The sequence below is a fragment of the Nocardia sp. NPDC020380 genome, assembly GCF_044386975.1.
Lineage (GTDB): Bacteria > Actinomycetota > Actinomycetes > Mycobacteriales > Mycobacteriaceae > Nocardia.
In genome coordinates this window covers 88,639-106,650 of record NZ_JBIRVQ010000012.1, presented here as the reverse complement: position 1 = coordinate 106,650, position 18,012 = coordinate 88,639, and the positions used below count along the sequence as shown (strand labels likewise).

The following is an 18,012-nucleotide window of genomic DNA, read 5'->3' as shown; positions in this document are numbered from 1 at the left end:
TCGCAAGATGTGTCATGCTGCGGAGATGTGGTGGGAGCCGGCGGCGTGGGCGGTGCGGATGGTCTTCGGCGCGGTGTTCGCGGTCGCGGCCTACGGCAAGTTCACGGCGCGGGACGCCACCGGGGAGGCCTTGGCCGCGTTCGGGGTCCCGATGCGGTTGACGCCCGCGGCGGTGTGGGCGCTGCCCGCGGTCGAAGCCGTGGTGGCGGCCGCACTGCTGGTGCCATATGGCTGCGTGGCCTCCGCCGTGGCGGGAGTGCTCTTGCTGGCTGGATTCACCGCGGCCGTCGGCTGGCGGCTGCGGCGCGGTGATCGACCGGCCTGTGCGTGTTTCGGCGAGCCCAGCGCGACGCCGATCGGGATGCGCACCTTGGTTCGCAATCTGGGACTGCTCGTGCTGGGCGGCGTGGCGGTGGCGGCCACGCTGCGATACCCGGATCTCCCCGCGACGGGAATCAGCGGTGACCGGCTGCTGATCATCAGCGTGGCCGTCGCCCTGGCCGCGGTTCAGGTGCGGCAGGGGCTGATGCTGCACGCGTTCCGTTCCCGCGCCGGCGATTCGAGCACGATGGCGCTGCAACTGGAGATCGGTTCCCGCGCACCGGATTTCGAGCTGCCCTCCACCACCGGCGTCACTTCCCTACGGCAGCTGCTGACCTCGGGCCGATCGCAGATGTTGATCTTCCTGCATCCGGGTTGCGGCCCGTGCAAGTCCATCGCGGGCGACCTGCCCGCGCTGTCGGCCGGAATCCGCGAGTACGTCGATGTGGTGGTGATCGGCTCGGGCACCTTGGCGGAGAACGCACTGTGGCGCGACGAGTACGGCATCGGCGACTACCTCGTTCAGCAGCGCAACGAGATTGCCCGCCGCTACGCGATCTCCGGCACGCCGACCGCGATACAGGTCGGACCCAGCGGCAAGATCGAATCCGCGCCGGCGCCCGGTGCGGGTGGCATCCGCGGGCTGTTCCGGGAGAACCCTTCGATCCCGGAGCGCGCGGCGGCAAAGGCGTCGAACCGATCATGACCTATCAAAGATAAAAACAGAGTGGTCGAAATATATCTGCTACCGTGAGCCACACTGACACGGGTGGAGGCTCTGCATGTTCGACATCGTCATCAAGAACGGACTGTGGTTCGACGGGACCGGCGCGGCGCCGGTGACGAGGACGTTGGGGATACGGGACGGGAAGGTGGCCGCGGTCGCCGATGGTGAGCTGGACGGGGGTGCGGGGGCCACTGTTATCGAGGCGGCGGGGCAGTGGGTGGTGCCCGGGTTCATCGACGTGCATACCCATTACGACGCGGAGGTGCTGCTGGCGCCGGGGTTGCGGGAATCGGTGCGGCACGGGGTGACGACCGTCGTGCTCGGGAATTGCTCACTGTCGACGGTGTATTCGGATGCGGAGGATGCCGCGGACCTGTTCAGCCGGGTGGAGGCGGTGCCGCGGGAGTTCGTGGTGCAGGCGCTGAGCGAGGGGAAGACCTGGAAGACTGCCGCGGAGTATGTCGAGGCGCTCGAATCGCTGCCGCTCGGGCCGAATATCGCGCTGTTCCTGGGTCATTCGGATCTGCGGGCGCATGTGATGGGGCTCGGGCGGGCCACCGATCCGGATATCGCGCCCACCCGCGACGAGCTCGATCGCATGACCACGCTGCTGGACGAGGCGCTCGAGGCGGGACTGCTCGGTATGTCGAGCATGGAGGCCGCGATCGACAAGCTCGACGGGGATCGGTTCCGCTCACGGGCCCTGCCTGCCACGTTCGCCCGTACCCGGGAGCTGCGCGCGCTCACTCGCGTGCTGCGCAAACGTGATCGCGTCCTGCAGAGCGCCCCGAATCAAATGGCGCCGTGGACCATTCTGCGGTTCTTCCTGGAATCCAGTGCGCTGTTGCGCCGCCGCCAGGTCCGCACCTCGCTGCTCACGGCGGCGGATGCCAAGTCGATGCGGGGTGTGCATCTGCTGATGGGCTGGGGTACCCGGCTCATGAATACCCTCGTGCGTTCCGATGTGCGCCTGCAACATCTTCCGGTGCCGTTCGAGCTCTACTCCGACGGCATCGACCTGCCGGTGTTCGAGGAGTTCGGGGCGGGCACCGCCGCGCTGCATCTGCGAGATCAGCTGGCGCGCAACGAGCTACTGGCCGATCTCGAATACCGCCGCGGTTTCCGCCGCGAGTTCGATCACAAGCGGATGCCGGGCCTGTGGCATCGCGACTTCCACGATGCCGTCATCGTCGAATGCCCCGACCCCGCCGTGATCGGGAAGAGTTTCGGCCAGCTCGCCACCGAACAGGACATTCACCCGATCGACGCCTTCCTCGACGTGCTGGTCGAGCACGGTGAGCGAAATGTGCGCTGGCACAGTGTGCTTGCCAATCATCGCCCCAAGGTGCTGGACAAGCTCGCCACCCAGCCGAGCGTGCATATGGGCTTCTCCGATGCCGGCGCGCATCTGCGGAACATGGCGTTCTACAACTTCGGGCTGCGGCTGCTGGCGCGGGCGCTCGCCGCCGAACTGGCCGGGCGGCCCTTCCTCGCCCTCGAGCAGGCCGTGCATCGCCTGACCGGTGAGCTCGGCGCCTGGTTCGGCGTGGAGGCCGGCACCTTGCGGCTCGGTGATCGCGCGGATTTCGTGGTGATCGATCCGGCCGCCTTCGACGGCACGCTGGATGCGTATCACGAAGAGCGCGTGCCGTTCTACGGCGGACTGAGCCGGATGGTCAACCGCAATGACGCGGTGGTGACCGCGACCGGCATCAATGGCCGGATCGTGTTCCGCCAGGGCGATTTCACCGACGATTACGGTGTCGGCGCCCGCACCGGCCGCTTCCTGAAAGCGGCCTGATCACTCGGTCTCGTCGACCCGATACTGCCGGACCATCTCGGCGAGCAGCCCCAGCCGCTGCTCGTCGAGTTCCGGCCACGGGTAGGGCACGGCGGTCAGCCCTTCCCCGTCGAAGAAGTGCATCGACATGAGCAACAGCAGATCCCGGCGGTCCGCGGCGAATTCCCGGAACGCCGGCACCGCATCGGCCGCGGTGAAGATCGCCCCGACGTATTCGATGACGACCGGTGCCAGCCGCTCCCGCAGATCCGCATCGGTGCGCGCGGCGACCTGCAATTCGATCCACACCGAATTGATGGGCGCGCGAGCTCTTTCCCGCAGCAGCCCCAGCACGGTGGTCACGTCCCGCTGATCCGGCACCGGCGCCAGGTCGGCGGTGAACTGCTCGATCTGCCGGCGCGCCACCTCGGCGGCCGCGGCCAGCATCAGATCCAGCACGGTGGCGAACCGCCCGAACAACGCACCGTGCGATACCCCCGCGCGAGCGCAGATCTCCTTGGTGGAGGTGCGCGCATACCCGACTTCGACGATGGAGGCGATGGTGGCGTCCACGAGCCGGGCGCTCGTCTCGGCGCGGCGTTCGGCCTGCGTCCGCCGCACCCCAGCCTCGGTCATCACTCTCCCTCGCAACCAGTCACCGGCACCCGATACAGAAAAACTACCGTGTGCCGCGCGAGGCGAGCGGATTCAGCGCCCGAACCCGCGTTCCATGAAGCGCTGCGCCGCGCCGCGCGTGAGGTCGGTCCAGGCCTGCACGGGCCCGGTCCACCAGGGCGAGATCTCCCGCGGGCGCGAGACCACGGCATGACAGACCAGGTCGGCGGCCTCGTCGGCGGTGAGGCCGGGTACGCCGGAGAAGTCGGTGGGCGCGCTCATGCGGGTGTGCACGAGCGGCATGTAGATGGAGGTGGTGGTCACATTGTCGGCCGCGATTTCGGTTGCGACCGTACGCAACCAGATGTCGAAGGCGCCTTTGGAGGCGCCGTAGGCCGACCAGCGCGGTGCGGGCGGCATACGCAAACCCCAGGTGGAGATGTTGACGATGTGCCCCTGGCGGCGTTCGCGCATCGCGGGCAGCAGGCTCAGCAGCAGCCGGACCGGGCCCAGGTAGTTGACGTCGATGGTGCGGGTGAAATCGTGGAAGCGATCATAGGATTCGTCGAGGGCGCGGCGAATCGAACGGCCCGCGTTATTGATCACCACATCGATGTGACCGTGTTCGGCGAGCAGGGCGCGGGCCAATTGGTCGACGGCCTCGAAATCGGTGATGTCGGAGCGGTACACGTGCGCGCGGCCGCCCTCCGCGCGGATATCGGCGGCGACCTGTTCCAGGTCCTCGGCCGAGCGGGCGACCAGCAACACGATCGCACCGGCGCCCGCCAGCTTCTTCGCCGCGGCCTTGCCGATGCCGTGTGAGGCGCCGGTCACCAGGATGATCTTGCCGGTGACGCTGTCGCGCAAGGATTTCTCGCGCGGCCGGGAGGTCGGGTAGAAGATCCTGGTCGCTACGCGCTCGGCGAACGGCCGGCCGTTCGAACCGGCCGAGTTGTCGCTGTTCGGCGCCGAATTGTCAGCCACGACTCCGACTGTAACTGCACCAACCGGACACGATCGAGAGCTGAGTGGAAATACCCGGTGCGCGAGGCATTTTCACACGCGTGTCGCACCCGCCCGTACCGAAGAATCAACAACGGAACACGGGGAAGGACGGGGAATCATGACGGCACAGCCTCCGGAACAGCGCACACCGGACCATGTCTCATTCGGCGGCTGGATCGTCCGCGGCATCGCCCTGGCGATATTCCTGCCACCGCGGCTGCTGTGGGAGGCGGTCAAGTTCGTCTCGCGGACCATCGCGCGGTCTTGGGCGTACTTCCTCGACCATCTACTCGAACCCACCGCGAAACTGCTCCGGGATTGGGTGTTTCGTCCCGGCTGGAAATTCGTCAAGAACTATCTGTGGCGCTGGCTGATCCAGCATGTGCTGTGGAGTCTGGTGCTGACGCCGCTCGGCGCGCTGCTGGTCCAGTTCGTCCTGCAGCCCTTCCGCCACGTCATCGAGCAATGGGTGTGGCGGTTGCTGCTGCGCCCGGGCCTGATCCTGTTGTTCCGGGTGCTGGAATTCGCCATCACCTGGCTCATCGTCCGACCGGCCGGATTCCTGTGGCGGCGCCTGCTCCGGCCCGGATTCACCTGGCTGACAGCCGAAGTGCTCGATCCGGCCGTGCACGCCCTCGGCCGCGGTCTGGGTTTCTGCTACCGCTGGTTCCTGCGGTGGCCCGCACGGATGTGCTGGCGTTGGATCCTGCGCCCGCTGATCTATGCCTTCGTCGTATCGGTCCTGTTCGGCTGGCGGATCGCGACCATCGTGACCCGGATCCTGGTGATCACGCCCTGCCGCCGGCTGTATCGCACTGTGCTGCAGCCACTCGCGGCCGCCACCGCCCGCCTCTGGCGTGACCACATCGCCCGCCCGGCCCGCTGGACCTACCGCACGATCATCCAGCCGATGAGCAAGCGGGCGAGCGAAATGTGGACCCTCGTCTTCGGCCGATAGGTCAGCGCCCGAGCACGCTGTCACCACGCAGGGTCATCACCGTGCTGATCACCGAGGCGACGGGTTTGCCGTCGCTGCGCAGGACATCGCATCGGTAGCGGGTGATGGTGCGGCCCGAGTGTGTCGGCCGCGCACGGGCCGTCAGGGTGTCCGCCCACACCGGTCGCAGGAATGCGGTGCGAATATCGATGCTGGTGAACGATTCTCCGCCTTTCGCCTGGCTCTGGCGAACCCGTCCCACGACGACCTCGCGGCGGCCCTACGCCGGGTGCGGCGCGTGCTCACCGTCGTCTGATCGCGCGCCGCCCTTGGCGAAGAACGCGATCACCGCCATCGCGGCGAGCAGCACCGCGCCGGTCGTGGTGGCGACATGCATGCCGTTGACGAAGGATTCGCGCGCGGAATCGATCAGGGCGGTATTGCCGCCCGCGTCGGTGATGGTCTCCCCCAGCGTCGCCTTGAAGTCGCCGCCGGAGCGGAAGACCAGTGCCGCAAGCGAACCCAGCAGCGCCAGCCCGAGGCCGTTGCCGAGTTCGAAGCTGGTCTCCGAGATGCCGACGGCCGATCCGGCGCGTTCGGCGGGCACCGAGGACACGGCCACCTCCGAGACGAGGGTGAAGGCGGTGCCGAAGCCCATGCCCGCCACCACGGAACCGGCCACGTACCAGCCGATTCCACCGTCCACGCCGACGCCGAGCAGCATGAGGTTGCCGGCCGCGGCCATGCTCAGCGCGAGCACGAAGGCGGTCTTGGTGCCGAGCGCGCGCCCGATGCGCGCCCCGCTCATGGAGCATACGAACACCACCACGGCCATGGGGATCCCGAGCAGTGCGGCTTGCAGCGCATCGCGTCCGGTGACGGTCTGCAGGTACATGCCGGTCAGGTAGCTCATACCGGCGAGCGCCAGCATGCCGACGGTGCTGGAACCGATGGCGACGGAGAACAGTCCGCGCCGGAACAGGCTCAGGTCCAGCAGTGGTTCGGTGAGGGTGCGCTGGCGGCGGATGAACAGCACCAGCAACAGCAGGCCCACGACGCCGATGCCGATGGCGGGTGCGTCGACTCCTTCCGCGGCGCAATGCTTCACGGCGTAGACGAGGGGCAGGATGCCGCCGATGGACAGTGCCACGCTGGGCAGATCCAGCGGCCCGCGCCCGGTCGACTTGTGCTCGGGCAGCAGCAGCGGCCCGAAGACCAGCAGTACGAGCAGTACCGGGATGTTGATCAGGAAGACGGAACCCCACCAGAAGTGGTGCAGCAGTACGCCGCCGATGATCGGCCCGACGGCCGAGCCGCCCGCGAAGAAGGCCGTCCAGACGCCGATGGCGGTGGCTCGGGCGCGCGCCTCGGGGAACAGCGTCGAGATGAGTGCCAGGCTGGAGGGCAGCAGGGTCGCCCCGCCCATACCCATGAGGGCGCGCGCGGCGATCAGTACCCCGGCGCTGGGCGCGAATGCGGCCAGGATGGAAGCCAATCCGAAGATGCTCGCCCCGGCCAGCAGGATATTGCGCCGCCCGATGCGGTCGCCGAGGTTGCCCATGGTGATGAGCAGGCCGGCGATCATGAAGCCGTAGATGTCCAGGATCCAGAGCTGCTGGGCGGCCGAGGGATCGAGGGAGTCGGTGAGGGTGGGCATGGCGAGGTAGAGCACCGACATGTCCATCGATACCAGGAGCACGGGCAGCAGGAGCACTGCCAGGCCCAGCCAGGCGCGGCGCGTCGTCTTCGCGTCGGGACGCGCGAGAGTACTGGTCATCACCTATCCTTCGGGCTGATTTCGGGCTGCTGAACGACAAGCGCGCGTACGCCGTACGCGCGGTCCGGAGTACAGTGTACGCATGCCTGGTACTGGAAGGAAACAATTCGTCCGATGACCGAGGCCAAGCTCACCCGGGCCGCCATTGTCGACACCGCCATCGACCTGGCCGACGAGTCCGGACTCGACGCTCTCTCCATGCGCCGCATCGCCGAACGGATGAGCGCCGGCGCCATGTCGCTGTACCGCCACATCCCCAACAAGGACACCCTGCTGGCCGCCATGACCGACGAGGTCTCGCGGCGCAATACCTACCCCGACGCCACCGGCCAGGCCTGGACCTGGCGCGATCGCGTGCGCATTGCCGCCGAGGTGGATTGGCAGCTCTACCAGCAACATCCGTGGGTCCTGTTCACCTTCGCGGTGCCGCGCTACAACTTCGGTGCCCACAGCCTGGTCGTCTTGAGCTGGCTGGTGGAGGGTTTCCGCGAACTCGGGGTCGACGCCCGCGAGGCCACCCGCATGGCCCTGGCGGTGTGGAGTTACATCGCCGGTGTAGCTTTACAGGAGGTGAGCGCGAAACTGTTGCAGGCCAGGGACAGTGAACCGGGCGAGCGCTCCGGTCTCACCGCCCTGCTGGAGGGCACGCCGTTGTGGCCCACCCCGCCGGCTTTGGCGGACCTGCACGGTCTCGGCGATACCGCCCTGCTCGATCCGGCGCATCTGCTCGAGACCGGCCTGGACGCACTCTGCGACGGCTTCGAGGCCCGCGCGCGATCCTGACCACGCGCGGGGCTCGCCCGATTTCGTGGCGGGCCCGATGAATATCGCCACCCGGCATCGTCTGCACGTTTGCACAGGCTGCATTCCTGCGTGGTTTGCGCGTGCGCATCGATCGTCACGAGAAGACCGTCACGAAAGACGAGGAGAGCACATGCCTTCCGATTTCATTCCGGGCGCACCCGGCTGGTTCGACGTCACCTCCCCAGATATCCCCGCCACCGCCGAGTTCTACGGCGCCCTGTTCGGCTGGACGGCCCGCGACACCGGCCCGGACAACGACCACTACACCCTGTTCCTGCAGGATGACGCGCTGGTCGCGGGCATCGTCACCGCCGCCACCCCCGACGGCGGCAGCAAGCCCGCCGTCTGGCTGCCGTATTTCGCGGTCACCGACTGCAAGGCCGCGGTCGCGACCGCGGTCGATGCCGGAGCGGGCGTCTTCATCGGCCCCACGAATGCCGGTGGCGCGGCCGAATTCGCCGTCCTCACCGATCCCGACGGCGCGCCCTACTGTGTCTCGCAACCGCTTTCGAACCCGGGCACCGAGCGCTTCCGCGCGGTGAACAATCCCTGCTGGGTGCAGTACGCTGCGGTCCGCAATCCGGCCGAGGCCATGTCGCATTACGCGAAAGTGCTCGGCTGGCATTACGAGAACGCCGCCTGGGAGACCGCGGCCGAGAATCCCTACCAGGCCCTGACCGCGGGTGGCGGCGGTGGCGAGTTCGGCGGTGCGGCCCTGGCCGCGCCCGGTCAGCCCGCGCCGTTCTGGTCCGTCACGTTCCGGGTCGCCGATACCGATGCCACCGCGGCGCGTGCCGCCGAACTCGGGGGCACGGTGGTGCAGGAACCCCAGGACATGCCCGGCCCGTCCCGTCTCGGCGTCCTCGCCGATCAGGCGGGCGCCGCCTTCGCGATCATGTCGGTTCAGGGCTGAATCCCACTGGCCGCCGGGCCGATTCGGGTTTCGCGGGGTGACCCGGACCGGCCGGGGTCAGTGCTCGATATCGCCGTCGAGATAGACCCAGGCGCCGTGGTCGCGGCGGAAACGGCTGTTCTCGTGCAGGACGCCCGCCGCGCCGCCCGCCCGGTAGTGGGCGCGGAATTCGACCGTGCCCTCGGTGTGGAAGGGCCCGCCGCCGGTGCTGCCGACGATGTCGAGGCGTTCCCAGCTCATGCCGGGATCGAAATCCACGTCGGCGGGCCGGGTTCGGGGATCCCAGCTGCGCAGCAGATAAGCCTCGTCGTGGACGGCGAAGGCGCTGAAGCGCGAGCGCATCAACTGTTCGGCGGTGGTGGCCTGTGCCGCGCCGCTGTGCAGCCGCCCGCAGCAGTCCGCGTATGTCGCGGACTGCCCGCACGGGCAGTCCTCGGGCATCGGGCGGGCTCTGCGGCGCTTGGACATGCGGACGATTCTGTCAGTTCGCGGCGTAGAAGCTGCGTCCGCCCGGGCCGCCGGAGACCGACCAGACCTCCACGATGAGCCCGTTCTCCGCGCGCAGGATGTCGGTGCCGTGCAGCACGCGTTCGCCGCCGTCCCCGTCGGTCAGGGTCGCCCGGTAGGGCCGGGCCACGATTCCGGTTCGGCTGTCGTCCATTTCGACGACCGGCACTCCGTCGGAGGAGAACCGCACGCCGGGCACCTGCCCGTGGAATGCCGTGACCTGCGTGGCGAGGGCCTTGCGGTCGTGGATGTCGTCGTAGACGTCCGCGCCGGGCTGGGCGTAGCGCAGGGTGAATTCCGGGGCCATGATCTGCTCGACCCGGTCCAGGTTCAGGTTCCACATATCGGTCCACAGTTCGAACAGTTCGATGCCGAAGTCACGCATGCCCACTCCTTGTTAGTATCATTGATACGGTCTCGATGGAATGAACATATAGTCTCACTGATATGATGTCAACAGGGCACCATGAAAGGGGTTGCAGGATGGCCGAACTCGGTCCGCAGGACCACATCGTGCTGGGTCTCATCGCCCGGCACGGACCGCTCACCCCCTACGAACTCAAGGCCCGGCTCGAGGAGAGCGTCGACTACTTCTGGCCCATCCCCCACGCTCAGCTCTATCGCGTCCCGCCGCGCCTGGCCGAACAGGGACTCCTGCGCGAGGAAGCCGAGGAGGGCGGGCGCCGGCGGCGGGTCTTCCACCTCACCGACGCCGGGCAGGCCGAACTGACCCGCTGGCTGGCCGATCCGAGCGCACCGCCCCCGGAGACGCGTGATCCCGCGCAGCTCAAACTGTTCTTCGCCGATCTCGGCGCACAGGGAGACGTGGTGGGACTGGCCCGCGCCCAGGCCGCGGAACACCGCCGCTGGCTGGACCTCTACCGCAAGCTACGCGCGGAGATCGATCCCGAGGACAATGTGGGCGCGGTCTCGCGCGCCCGCATCCTGCAACTCGGCATCCGGCACGAGCAGGCGTACGTGGAATTCTGGGAGGAGCTGGCAGCGCACCCGGACGGTCACGCTGCCGGCTCCTGACACCGTTGCCGCGCTGGGTTATTCGTCGCCCAGCACGAGGGCGTAGGCGAAACCGTCCCAGCCCTTGCTGCCGACGGTCTGCAGCACGGTGGCCTCCAGACGCGGTTCGGCGGCGAGCAATTCGATGACATCACGGCTCGCGCGCACCGCCGCATCGGACGAATCCGCCTGTGCGATACCGCCGTTGCGCACCACATTGTCGACGATGATGACCGAGCCCGGCCGGGTCAGCTTCAGCGCCCACTGCACATAGTTCGAGTTGTTGACCTTGTCGGCATCGATGAACACCAGATCGAACGGCTCGGGCTGCTCCCCGGCCAGCACCGGCAGCGAGTCCAGCGCCGCGCCCACCCGGATCTCGACCCGCTCCCCCACGCCCGCGCGGTCCAGGTTCTTGCGCGCGACCTCGGCGTGCTTGGGCTCGTATTCGAGGGTCACCACCTGCCCCGCCTTGCCGACCGCGCGCGCCAGCCAGGTGGTGCTGTACCCGCCGAGGGTGCCGATCTCCAGCACCCGGCGGGCACGCACGGACAGCGCGATCAGATGCAGGAACTTGCCCTGTGCGGGCGAGACGTCGATATGCGGCAGCCCGGCCGCATCGTTGGCCCGCAACGTTTCCGAATCCTCGTCGCCCACCAGGGTATTCACGAGGTAGTGATCAACTTCGGCCCATTCCGAATTCGTCATGAGCCGAGTCTGCCACCTCAGAACAGGAAATAGCGCTGTGCCATCGGCAACTCCGCAGCGGGTTGCTCGTCCCACACCTCGCCGTCGATGCGCACGGTGAAGGTGTCGGGTTCCACCTCGATGCGCGGCATGGCGTCGTTGCGTGGCATATGGGCCTTGGTGCGCTTGCGGACATTGGCCACCGGCACCAGTTTCCGGTTGATCCGCAGGCGATCGGCGAGCCCGTCCTCGATGGCCGCCTCGGAGACGAAGCTGAGCGAGGTGCCCGCCGCCACGATCGGTGAGGCGCCGAACATGGGCCGCGGCAGCACCGGCTGCGGTGTGGGGATCGAGGCGTTCGCATCACCCATGGCGGCCCAGGCGATCATGCCGCCCTTGAGCACGGCGTGCGGCCGTACGCCGAAGAACGCGGGCTCCCACAGCACCAGATCGGCCAGCTTGCCCACCGCGATGGACCCGATCTCGTGATCGAGTCCGTGCGCGACGGCCGGGCAGATGGTGTATTTCGCGACGTAGCGCTGCACCCGGTTGTTGTCGGCGGCACCGTCGCCCGCGAGCGCGCCGCGGCGGCGCTTCATCACGTGCGCGGTCTGCCAGGTGCGCAGCACCACCTCGCCGATGCGGCCCATGGCCTGGGCGTCGCTGCCGATCATGGAGATCGCGCCCATATCGTGCAGCAGATCCTCGGCGGCGATGGTGGAGGGCCGGATGCGGCTCTCCGCGAAGGCCAGATCCTCGGGGATCTTGGGGCTCAGGTGATGACACACCATGAGCATGTCCAGATGCTCGTCGAGGGTGTTGACCGTGTGCGGCCGCGTCGGGTTGGTGGAGCTGGGCAGCACATTGAGATACGAAGCGACGGTGATGATGTCGGGTGCGTGCCCGCCGCCCGCGCCTTCGGTGTGATACGAGTGGATGGCCCGGCCGCGGATCGCGGCGAGGGTGTCCTCCACGAATCCGGCCTCGTTCAACGTGTCCGAGTGCAACGCGACCTGTACGCCGGACGCGTCGGCCACGGTGAGGCAGGCGTCGATGGCCGCGGGCGTGGTGCCCCAGTCCTCGTGCAGTTTGAATCCGGCCACGCCGCCGCGCAATTGCTCCCACAGCGCCTCGGGCCGCACCGTATTGCCCTTGCCGAGCAGCACGATGTTCACCGGCCAGCCGTCGGTGGCCTCGAGCATGCGGCCCACGTGCCAGGCGCCCGGGGTGACGGTGGTGGCCTTGGAGCCCTCGGCGGGTCCGGTGCCGCCGCCGATCAGGGTGGTGATGCCGCCGGTGAGGGCCTCGTCGAGGATCTGCGGGCAGATGAAGTGCACGTGACAGTCGATGGCGCCCGCGGTGACGATGCGCCCGTTGCCCGCGATGATCTCGGTGGAGGGCCCGACCACCAGGTCCGGGTGCACCCCGGTCATGGTGTCCGGGTTGCCGGCCTTGCCGATGGCGCTGATCCGGCCGTCGCGAATGCCGATGTCGGCCTTGATGATTCCCCAGTGATCGACGATCACCACACCGGTGATGACGGTGTCGGGGGTGCCCTCGGCGCGGGTGGCGCGGGCCTGGCCCATGGATTCGCGCAGCACCTTGCCGCCGCCGAAGACGGCTTCGTCCCCGGCGAGACCCGGTCCGCCGCTGCGGTCCTCGGTGATCTCGATGAGCAGATCGGTGTCGGCCAGGCGGATGCGGTCGCCGGTGGTGGGGCCGAACAGTTCGGCGTAGCGGGCGCGGGAGAGTTCGGCCATCAGGCGTCCAGCTTTCCGGGTGGGGTGAGGCTGATTCCGTGCACTTCGCGGGTGCCGCCCAGCGGGACCAGCGAAACCCGCTGTCCCAGGCCGGGTTCGAAGCGGACCGCGGTGCCGGCGGGGATGTCGAGGCGGCGGCCGTGCGCGGCCTCGCGATCGAAGTCCAGCGCGGCATTGGCCTGCGGGAAGTGCACGTGGCTGCCGACCTGCACGGGCCGGTCGCCGGTGTTGACGACATCGAGTTCGATGCGGTCGGCGCCGGGATTGAGCTCGATAGTGCCCTCGGCACAGAGATATTCGCCAGGGATCATGGCACTAACCGATCGGGTTGTGGACGGTGACGAGCTTGGTGCCGTCCGGGAAAGTGGCCTCGACCTGGACATCGTGGATCATCTCCGGGATGCCGTCCATGACGTCGTCGCGGGTGAGCACGGTGCGACCGGAAGCCATCAGCTCGGCCACCGAACGTCCGTCCCGAGCGCCCTCGAGCACATGGTCGGTGATGATGGCGACCACCTCGGGATGATTGAGCTTGAGTCCGCGTGCCTGCCGCCGCCTGGCCAGCTCGGCCGCATAACTCAGGAGCAGGCGTTCCTGCTCGTGCGGCGACAGTCGCATGTGGACTCCTCGTCGGGTCTTCGTTCGGGTCGACGGCAATTTTGGCACGAGCCGGGTTACCGGCTTGTTTCGCAATGTCTATGCTTTTCCCGCCGTGCGGGATCAGTTCTGCGGGTACAGATTCTGCAGTCGGACCTGGCCGCGGGCCACGGTCCGGCCCTGCTCATCGGTGATGACGACGACCCACAGCTGCTGGGAACGGCCGCGGTGCACGGGGGTGGCCTCACCGCGCAGCACGCCCTCGCGGACGGCCCGCAGGAAGTCGGTGTTGTTGTTGACACCCACCACGGTCCCGCGGTCGCCGAGCCAGGCGCCGCCCGCGACGCTGGCGAGGGTCTCGATGATCGTGCAGTAGACGCCGCCGTTGACGATGCCGGCCGGCTGGTACAGCTGCGGGGTGACCACCCATTCCCCGGCCACGCGGTCACCGGTGAGCTCGGTGAACTTCAGTCCGATGAGGTCGCTGAAGGTGCCCTCGCTGAACTTGTTCATCAGCTCGGGAGTCACATCGGCCATGGACTTGATCGATGAGGTGTCTTCGGTCATATGCACACATTTGCACAGCGCTCGTACCCGAAGACTGCGGGCTCCCCGGCGACGACGAGGGTCGCCACAACGAACGCTTGCAAGTTAGGTAAGCCTGACCTACACTGAGTGCGGCGTCAGGATCGAGCGAGGCCCCGAGGGCTGCGGCGGCCCCGATCCCCTGCCGGCGGTGGGTTCCAGGACATGAATTCCCTGGAGCCCACCGCCTTCTCATTTATGCGGACCTACCCGCGCGACGAGGCGGCCGCCAATTCCGGGTAGTAGCCGGCGAACACGCCTACCGCGGTGGCGCGGCCGAACTCCGGGTGATCGGTCATCTCGCGCAGGGCATCGAGGGCCCTGCGGCCGTAGTAGCCGCCGGTGTCCGGCGATTGCGGGCGCGCTGTCACCCGTTGCGCGGCAATGTCTTCCAGATTCCGTTCGAAGAGCTGGGTGCAGGCGCGCAGGCCGGCGATCATGACGTCCTGGAAGGTATCGCCCGAGCCGATGTCGAAGGCTTCGATATCGATGATCGCGCCGGTGTCGATGCCCGCGTCGATCTCGTGCAGCGTGGCGCCGTAGGTGCTGTCGCCATTGAGGATGGCGTGGGCGATAGCGGCCTCGGGCAGGCCCCGATGGCGCGGCAGCAGGCCGTTGTGGATGTTGTAGACGCGGAAACTTCCGTCCAGCAACGGGTCTCGCAGGATGGTCACATTGTTGATCGAGAAGACGATGCCGTCGGTGCTGGCCACCCGCAGGTCGGTGGCGGCCGCATTGACATCGTCGATACCCAGGATCGGCAACTCGCGCTTGCCCGCGGCAGATTCCTGTCCGGCGGGCAGGACGACGAGATCGATCGGATGGCCTGCGGCGGCGGCGAAATCGACGGCACGCCAGAGCAGGGAACCACTGCCGAGGAAGATCATGCGGTCACCCCCGCAGCCGCGGCGACCGCGTCGGACACCCGTTCCACTGTCAGGTGATGCATGAGCCCTTCCACCTGGGCCACGAACGCCTGCTCACCGTCCGGTCCGACGAGTTCGCGCGAGACGCGGGCCAGCATTTCGACCGTGGCCAGCGAGTCGCCGCCGAGTACGAAGAAGTCGGATTCGGGGCCGATATCGGCGGCGTCGCAGCGCAATACGGCGGCCCAGATCTCGGCGATGCGGCCCGGCAGGTCGTCCTCGGCGGCCTCGGCGACGGCTGCGACCGGCGCGGCCGGTTCGCTCACCAGCGCGGCGAGGCTGGTGCGGTCCAGCTTTCCGTTGCTGGTCAGCGGCAGTTCCGCGAGCGTGTGGAAGGTGCTGGGGATCATGTAGACCGGGAGGCGCTCGGCCAGGAAGTCGCGCAGGGCAGCGTGATCCGGTTCCTGCGGCCCGCTGACGAGGAATGCCTCCAGGACGTCGTCGCTGTGCTCGTCGCGGCGGCGGCTGATCACGGCGGCGGCGGTGATCTCGGGATGGGATTCCAGGTGGTGGCGGATCTCCTCGGGTTCCACCCGGTTGCCGCGGATCTTCACCTGGTGGTCGACACGGCCCGCGAACTCCAGCGTCCCGCCGGCCGTGCGCCGCACCAGGTCTCCGGTCCGGTACGCGCGTTCGCCGTCGAGCGTGACGAAGCGTTCGGCGGTGAGTTCGGGGCGGTTCAGGTAGCCGGCGGCCACCTGGGCTCCGCCCAAATACAATTCGCCGGGTTCGCCGTCGCGCACGAGGAGACCGTCGGCATCGAGGAGGTGCTCGGTGGTGCCGGGCGCCGGGGAGCCGATCGGTACCGCTGTTCCGGCCTTGATCTGTGCCGGCAGCACGTACGAGTGGGAGACGAGGCTGACTTCGGTCGGGCCGTAGCTGTTGACCAGCCGGACCTCGGGTCCGAAGAATTCGCGCGCCCGGCGGGCGAGGTCGGCGGTGAGCTGCTCACCGGCCAGCACGACGGTGGTCATGCGCTGCGCCTGAATGCCCTGGCGCACCACCACTTCGGCGAGGCTCGGGGTGAGCAGCACCGTGTTCGCGCCGTCCGCGCCCAGCAGCTGGGACAGGGTCACGTGGTTCACCTCGCCGGGTGCGAGCACCACGGCGCCACCTGTGTAGGCGGCGGAAACCATGGCCATGCAGGCCATATCGGCTGCGGGCGTGTGGTAGTGGCCGTAGCGGGTGTCGGCGTCGAGGCGGTACCAGTCGGTCGCGGCGCGCAGGTAGTGCAGTACACCGTCGTGGGTGACCAATACGCCCTTGGGTTTTCCGGTGGAGCCGGAGGTGTAGGTGACGTAGGCGGTGTCGCCGGGTTCGACCTCGACTTCGGGCCGCGGCAGGCCGGATTCGGGCAGGTCCTCCAGGACGAGCACCGGCACCGTGTCGCCGACGATGTCGGCGTAGCGCCTTTCGATCAGGCACAGCCGCACTCCGGAATCCTGCAGCGTCTGACGGATCCGTTCCTGCGGATGCTTGGGGTCCAATGGCAGGAAGGCCGCGCCGGCTTCGAGGATGCCCCACTGCCCGGCCATGGCCTGCAAGGTCCGGCCCGCCAGGATGGCGACGATGTCGTTGCGGCGCACGCCCTCGGCGGCCAGCGTCGCGGCGATCGCGGCCGATCGGGCGCCGAGGCCGGCGTAGGAGAGCGAGCCGTCGGGTCCGGTGACCGCCGTCGCGTCCGGTCGCTGGGCCACGTGCCCGCGCAGCACATCCACCAAGGTCAGCGGACCATCGTAGACCGGGGTCGCGACCGAATTCTCCTGCTGTACCGCGGCTTCCGGAGCGGACTCGGTATCCGGGAGCGCACGCTCGATCGCGTCGAGCAGTCGTTCGAGCCGCTCGGGAATGCCCTGGCCGTTGCGGCAGGAGACCAGGATCTCGGTGGTCGAATCCGATTCGACGAGGGCGAAGGAGATCGGCGCGAGTCCGGTGTGCGCGGGGATGGTCACCACGCTGCCGGGTGTGAAATCCGGGGTGGTGAAGTCCGCGGTCGGCATCTTGCCGGCGTGGGAGATGATGGCCGAGCACAGGTTTCGCCCGGTCGCGGCGCCGAGGCCGTCGACGGTGCGGACCGTGGCGCGGGCCACCGCCGCCGGAATGCGGGCCAGCCCGCCGCTGCCCATCTGATCGAGTTCGGAGCGGCGCACGAGCCCGGACATCATGCGGGCGTTGAGCTGACGCCAGTCCTCCCCCGGCGTGCAATCCAGGAACAGCGGCAGGGTCAGGTTCGCCGTGGAGGCGAGTTCGGGTGCATGCCTGCGCAGGTCGACCGGGATCATGATGCGTGAGCGCGGGCCCGAGGCCGCGACCACGGTTTCGGCGACGCGCGCCACCAGCGCGGAACTCACCGCGGGCACGCTGCGCCGTCGCAGCAGGAACAGCGGCTCGCCCGCGACGCGGCGGCCGTGCCCGATCGGCGAGCGGAAGGCCATGCGCATCGGCACGGCTTTTCCGGTGGCGCCCAGCCGCTGTACCAGGTCGTGGTCGGCGGTGGCGTCGGTGGCGCCGGCCGGTTCCGTACCGCGCAGGGCGCGGAAGACATCGGTGGCCCACAGCTGCAGGCCCTTGGCGTCCATGATGCCGTGGAAGGCCCGGAAGACGACGGTGACGGGATCACCGGTCAGCAGCAGCACTTCGCTCATCGGCTCCGGCCCGGAGGTGCGGGCGATGGGGCTGCCGAGCACCGGATCCGTTTCCAGCCGTTCGTAATCGATCCGCGCGCCCTCGAGCACCCGGACCTGCGGGGCTTCGGAGACGGCGACCCATTCCCGCCCGTTGCGCCGCAGCCGTGCGCCCGGGCAGGTCTCGGCCGCGAGTGCGACGGCGGCCCGCAGCCGTTCCGGGTCGATGCTGCCCGCACCGGCGACGGCGATCTGGATCAGGAAGGGCGGATGCACATCTCGCGCCGATAGATACATCTGCTCCGTAGGAGAGATGGGCCGACGGAACACACTGGTCAAGATCGACTCCTCGAAAATCGGCGATCACGCTATCGCCGTATAACTGAGATCACGCACAGCGGCGACAGTGCCGCGGATCACGGGGCCGAGAATG

The 18,012-nt window shown here is 68.3% G+C and carries 18 protein-coding genes and 1 pseudogene; 6 read left to right on the top strand and 13 right to left on the bottom strand.

Annotated features, from left to right (window positions below; translation table 11 throughout):
- The first annotated feature begins 25 nt into the window (after nt 1-25).
- Nucleotides 26-1,027: a MauE/DoxX family redox-associated membrane protein gene (locus ACH438_RS31175; protein ID WP_397011687.1), complete on the top strand. Its 1,002-nt coding sequence runs from the start codon at nt 26-28 to the stop codon at nt 1,025-1,027.
- A gap of 76 nt (nt 1,028-1,103) precedes the next feature.
- Nucleotides 1,104-2,849 carry an amidohydrolase family protein gene (locus tag ACH438_RS31170; protein WP_397011685.1) on the top strand — a complete coding sequence of 582 codons (1,746 nt, stop codon included), beginning with the start codon at nt 1,104-1,106 and terminating at the stop codon, nt 2,847-2,849.
- Here ACH438_RS31170 and ACH438_RS31165 read toward each other — a convergent pair whose 3' ends face one another.
- Nucleotides 2,850-3,464, bottom strand: coding sequence for a TetR/AcrR family transcriptional regulator (locus ACH438_RS31165; RefSeq protein WP_397011683.1), 615 nt, complete (start codon nt 3,462-3,464; stop codon nt 2,850-2,852). It lies immediately after the preceding gene.
- Between the two features lie 72 nt (nt 3,465-3,536).
- Nucleotides 3,537-4,427, bottom strand: a complete 891-nt coding sequence (locus ACH438_RS31160; RefSeq protein ID WP_397011680.1) for an SDR family NAD(P)-dependent oxidoreductase — start codon at nt 4,425-4,427, stop codon at nt 3,537-3,539.
- Between the two features lie 139 nt (nt 4,428-4,566).
- Here ACH438_RS31160 and ACH438_RS31155 point away from each other — a divergent pair, with 139 nt between their 5' ends.
- A complete protein-coding gene (locus tag ACH438_RS31155) occupies nt 4,567-5,406 on the top strand; it encodes a hypothetical protein (protein WP_397011678.1) in 840 nt (279 codons plus the stop codon).
- A gap of 1 nt (nt 5,407) precedes the next feature.
- Here the strand turns inward: ACH438_RS31155 and ACH438_RS31150 are convergent.
- A pseudogene (locus ACH438_RS31150) lies at nt 5,408-5,614 on the bottom strand (PaaI family thioesterase); the annotation flags it as partial.
- Between the two features lie 51 nt (nt 5,615-5,665).
- Complete coding sequence (locus ACH438_RS31145; RefSeq protein ID WP_397011676.1) at nt 5,666-7,162, bottom strand: MFS transporter; 1,497 nt, start codon at nt 7,160-7,162, stop codon at nt 5,666-5,668.
- Between the two features lie 114 nt (nt 7,163-7,276).
- Here ACH438_RS31145 and ACH438_RS31140 point away from each other — a divergent pair, with 114 nt between their 5' ends.
- Both ACH438_RS31140 and ACH438_RS31135 read left to right on the top strand, forming a co-directional pair.
- Nucleotides 7,277-7,945 (top strand): TetR/AcrR family transcriptional regulator, encoded by a 669-nt coding sequence (locus ACH438_RS31140; protein ID WP_397011674.1) that lies wholly within the window; start codon nt 7,277-7,279, stop codon nt 7,943-7,945.
- A gap of 151 nt (nt 7,946-8,096) precedes the next feature.
- Nucleotides 8,097-8,879, top strand: coding sequence for a VOC family protein (locus ACH438_RS31135; RefSeq protein ID WP_397011672.1), 783 nt, complete (start codon nt 8,097-8,099; stop codon nt 8,877-8,879).
- 57 nt (nt 8,880-8,936) lie between these two features.
- On the opposite strand, the gene ACH438_RS31130 is transcribed toward ACH438_RS31135, so the two are convergent.
- Together ACH438_RS31130 and ACH438_RS31125 are read right to left on the bottom strand one after the other, a co-directional pair.
- Nucleotides 8,937-9,347, bottom strand: a complete 411-nt coding sequence (locus tag ACH438_RS31130; RefSeq protein WP_397011670.1) for a YchJ family protein — start codon at nt 9,345-9,347, stop codon at nt 8,937-8,939.
- A gap of 13 nt (nt 9,348-9,360) precedes the next feature.
- Nucleotides 9,361-9,771, bottom strand: coding sequence for a nuclear transport factor 2 family protein (locus ACH438_RS31125; RefSeq protein WP_397011668.1), 411 nt, complete (start codon nt 9,769-9,771; stop codon nt 9,361-9,363).
- A 98-nt stretch (nt 9,772-9,869) separates the two neighbouring features.
- On the opposite strand from ACH438_RS31125, the gene ACH438_RS31120 reads away from it, so the two are divergent.
- Nucleotides 9,870-10,421, top strand: a complete 552-nt coding sequence (locus tag ACH438_RS31120; RefSeq protein WP_397011666.1) for a PadR family transcriptional regulator — start codon at nt 9,870-9,872, stop codon at nt 10,419-10,421.
- An 18-nt stretch (nt 10,422-10,439) separates the two neighbouring features.
- On the opposite strand, the gene ACH438_RS31115 is transcribed toward ACH438_RS31120, so the two are convergent.
- From ACH438_RS31115 to ACH438_RS31085, 7 genes are all read right to left on the bottom strand, one after another.
- Entirely contained in the window at nt 10,440-11,108 is a 669-nt protein-coding gene (locus tag ACH438_RS31115; RefSeq protein ID WP_397011664.1) for an O-methyltransferase, read from the bottom strand.
- Between the two features lie 17 nt (nt 11,109-11,125).
- The gene (locus ACH438_RS31110) at nt 11,126-12,847 is read right to left on the bottom strand and encodes an urease subunit alpha (RefSeq protein ID WP_397011662.1); all 1,722 of its coding nucleotides are present in this window, start codon (nt 12,845-12,847) and stop codon (nt 11,126-11,128) included.
- Nucleotides 12,847-13,158 carry an urease subunit beta gene (locus ACH438_RS31105; protein ID WP_397011660.1) on the bottom strand — a complete coding sequence of 104 codons (312 nt, stop codon included), beginning with the start codon at nt 13,156-13,158 and terminating at the stop codon, nt 12,847-12,849. The genes ACH438_RS31110 and ACH438_RS31105 overlap by 1 nt, the downstream gene beginning before the upstream one ends.
- A 4-nt stretch (nt 13,159-13,162) precedes the next feature.
- Complete coding sequence (locus ACH438_RS31100; protein WP_397011658.1) at nt 13,163-13,465, bottom strand: urease subunit gamma; 303 nt, start codon at nt 13,463-13,465, stop codon at nt 13,163-13,165.
- Nucleotides 13,466-13,567: 102 nt separating this feature from the next.
- A complete protein-coding gene (locus ACH438_RS31095; protein ID WP_397012107.1) occupies nt 13,568-13,957 on the bottom strand; it encodes a PaaI family thioesterase in 390 nt (129 codons plus the stop codon).
- A 278-nt stretch (nt 13,958-14,235) separates the two neighbouring features.
- Complete coding sequence (locus tag ACH438_RS31090) at nt 14,236-14,916, bottom strand: formyltransferase family protein (RefSeq protein WP_397011655.1); 681 nt, start codon at nt 14,914-14,916, stop codon at nt 14,236-14,238.
- Nucleotides 14,913-17,909: a non-ribosomal peptide synthetase gene (locus tag ACH438_RS31085; protein WP_397012105.1), complete on the bottom strand. Its 2,997-nt coding sequence runs from the start codon at nt 17,907-17,909 to the stop codon at nt 14,913-14,915. Before ACH438_RS31085 ends, ACH438_RS31090 begins: the two co-directional genes overlap by 4 nt.
- Nucleotides 17,910-18,012: the final 103 nt, after the last annotated feature.

What these genes read in the sequence shown, in the direction of transcription:
- ACH438_RS31175 (WP_397011687.1), top strand. Translation starts at nt 26, where the DNA reads ATGTGGTGGGAGCCGGCGGCGTGGGCGGTGCGGATGGTCTTCGGCGCG.
- ACH438_RS31170 (WP_397011685.1), top strand. Translation starts at nt 1,104, where the DNA reads ATGTTCGACATCGTCATCAAGAACGGACTGTGGTTCGACGGGACCGGC.
- ACH438_RS31165 (WP_397011683.1), bottom strand. Translation starts at nt 3,464, where the DNA reads ATGACCGAGGCTGGGGTGCGGCGGACGCAGGCCGAACGCCGCGCCGAG.
- ACH438_RS31155 (WP_397011678.1), top strand. Translation starts at nt 4,567, where the DNA reads ATGACGGCACAGCCTCCGGAACAGCGCACACCGGACCATGTCTCATTC.
- ACH438_RS31145 (WP_397011676.1), bottom strand. Translation starts at nt 7,162, where the DNA reads ATGACCAGTACTCTCGCGCGTCCCGACGCGAAGACGACGCGCCGCGCC.
- ACH438_RS31140 (WP_397011674.1), top strand. Translation starts at nt 7,277, where the DNA reads ATGACCGAGGCCAAGCTCACCCGGGCCGCCATTGTCGACACCGCCATC.
- ACH438_RS31135 (WP_397011672.1), top strand. Translation starts at nt 8,097, where the DNA reads ATGCCTTCCGATTTCATTCCGGGCGCACCCGGCTGGTTCGACGTCACC.
- ACH438_RS31130 (WP_397011670.1), bottom strand. Translation starts at nt 9,347, where the DNA reads ATGTCCAAGCGCCGCAGAGCCCGCCCGATGCCCGAGGACTGCCCGTGC.
- ACH438_RS31125 (WP_397011668.1), bottom strand. Translation starts at nt 9,771, where the DNA reads ATGCGTGACTTCGGCATCGAACTGTTCGAACTGTGGACCGATATGTGG.
- ACH438_RS31120 (WP_397011666.1), top strand. Translation starts at nt 9,870, where the DNA reads ATGGCCGAACTCGGTCCGCAGGACCACATCGTGCTGGGTCTCATCGCC.
- ACH438_RS31115 (WP_397011664.1), bottom strand. Translation starts at nt 11,108, where the DNA reads ATGACGAATTCGGAATGGGCCGAAGTTGATCACTACCTCGTGAATACC.
- ACH438_RS31110 (WP_397011662.1), bottom strand. Translation starts at nt 12,847, where the DNA reads ATGGCCGAACTCTCCCGCGCCCGCTACGCCGAACTGTTCGGCCCCACC.
- ACH438_RS31105 (WP_397011660.1), bottom strand. Translation starts at nt 13,158, where the DNA reads ATGATCCCTGGCGAATATCTCTGTGCCGAGGGCACTATCGAGCTCAAT.
- ACH438_RS31100 (WP_397011658.1), bottom strand. Translation starts at nt 13,465, where the DNA reads ATGCGACTGTCGCCGCACGAGCAGGAACGCCTGCTCCTGAGTTATGCG.
- ACH438_RS31095 (WP_397012107.1), bottom strand. Translation starts at nt 13,957, where the DNA reads ATGAACAAGTTCAGCGAGGGCACCTTCAGCGACCTCATCGGACTGAAG.
- ACH438_RS31090 (WP_397011655.1), bottom strand. Translation starts at nt 14,916, where the DNA reads ATGATCTTCCTCGGCAGTGGTTCCCTGCTCTGGCGTGCCGTCGATTTC.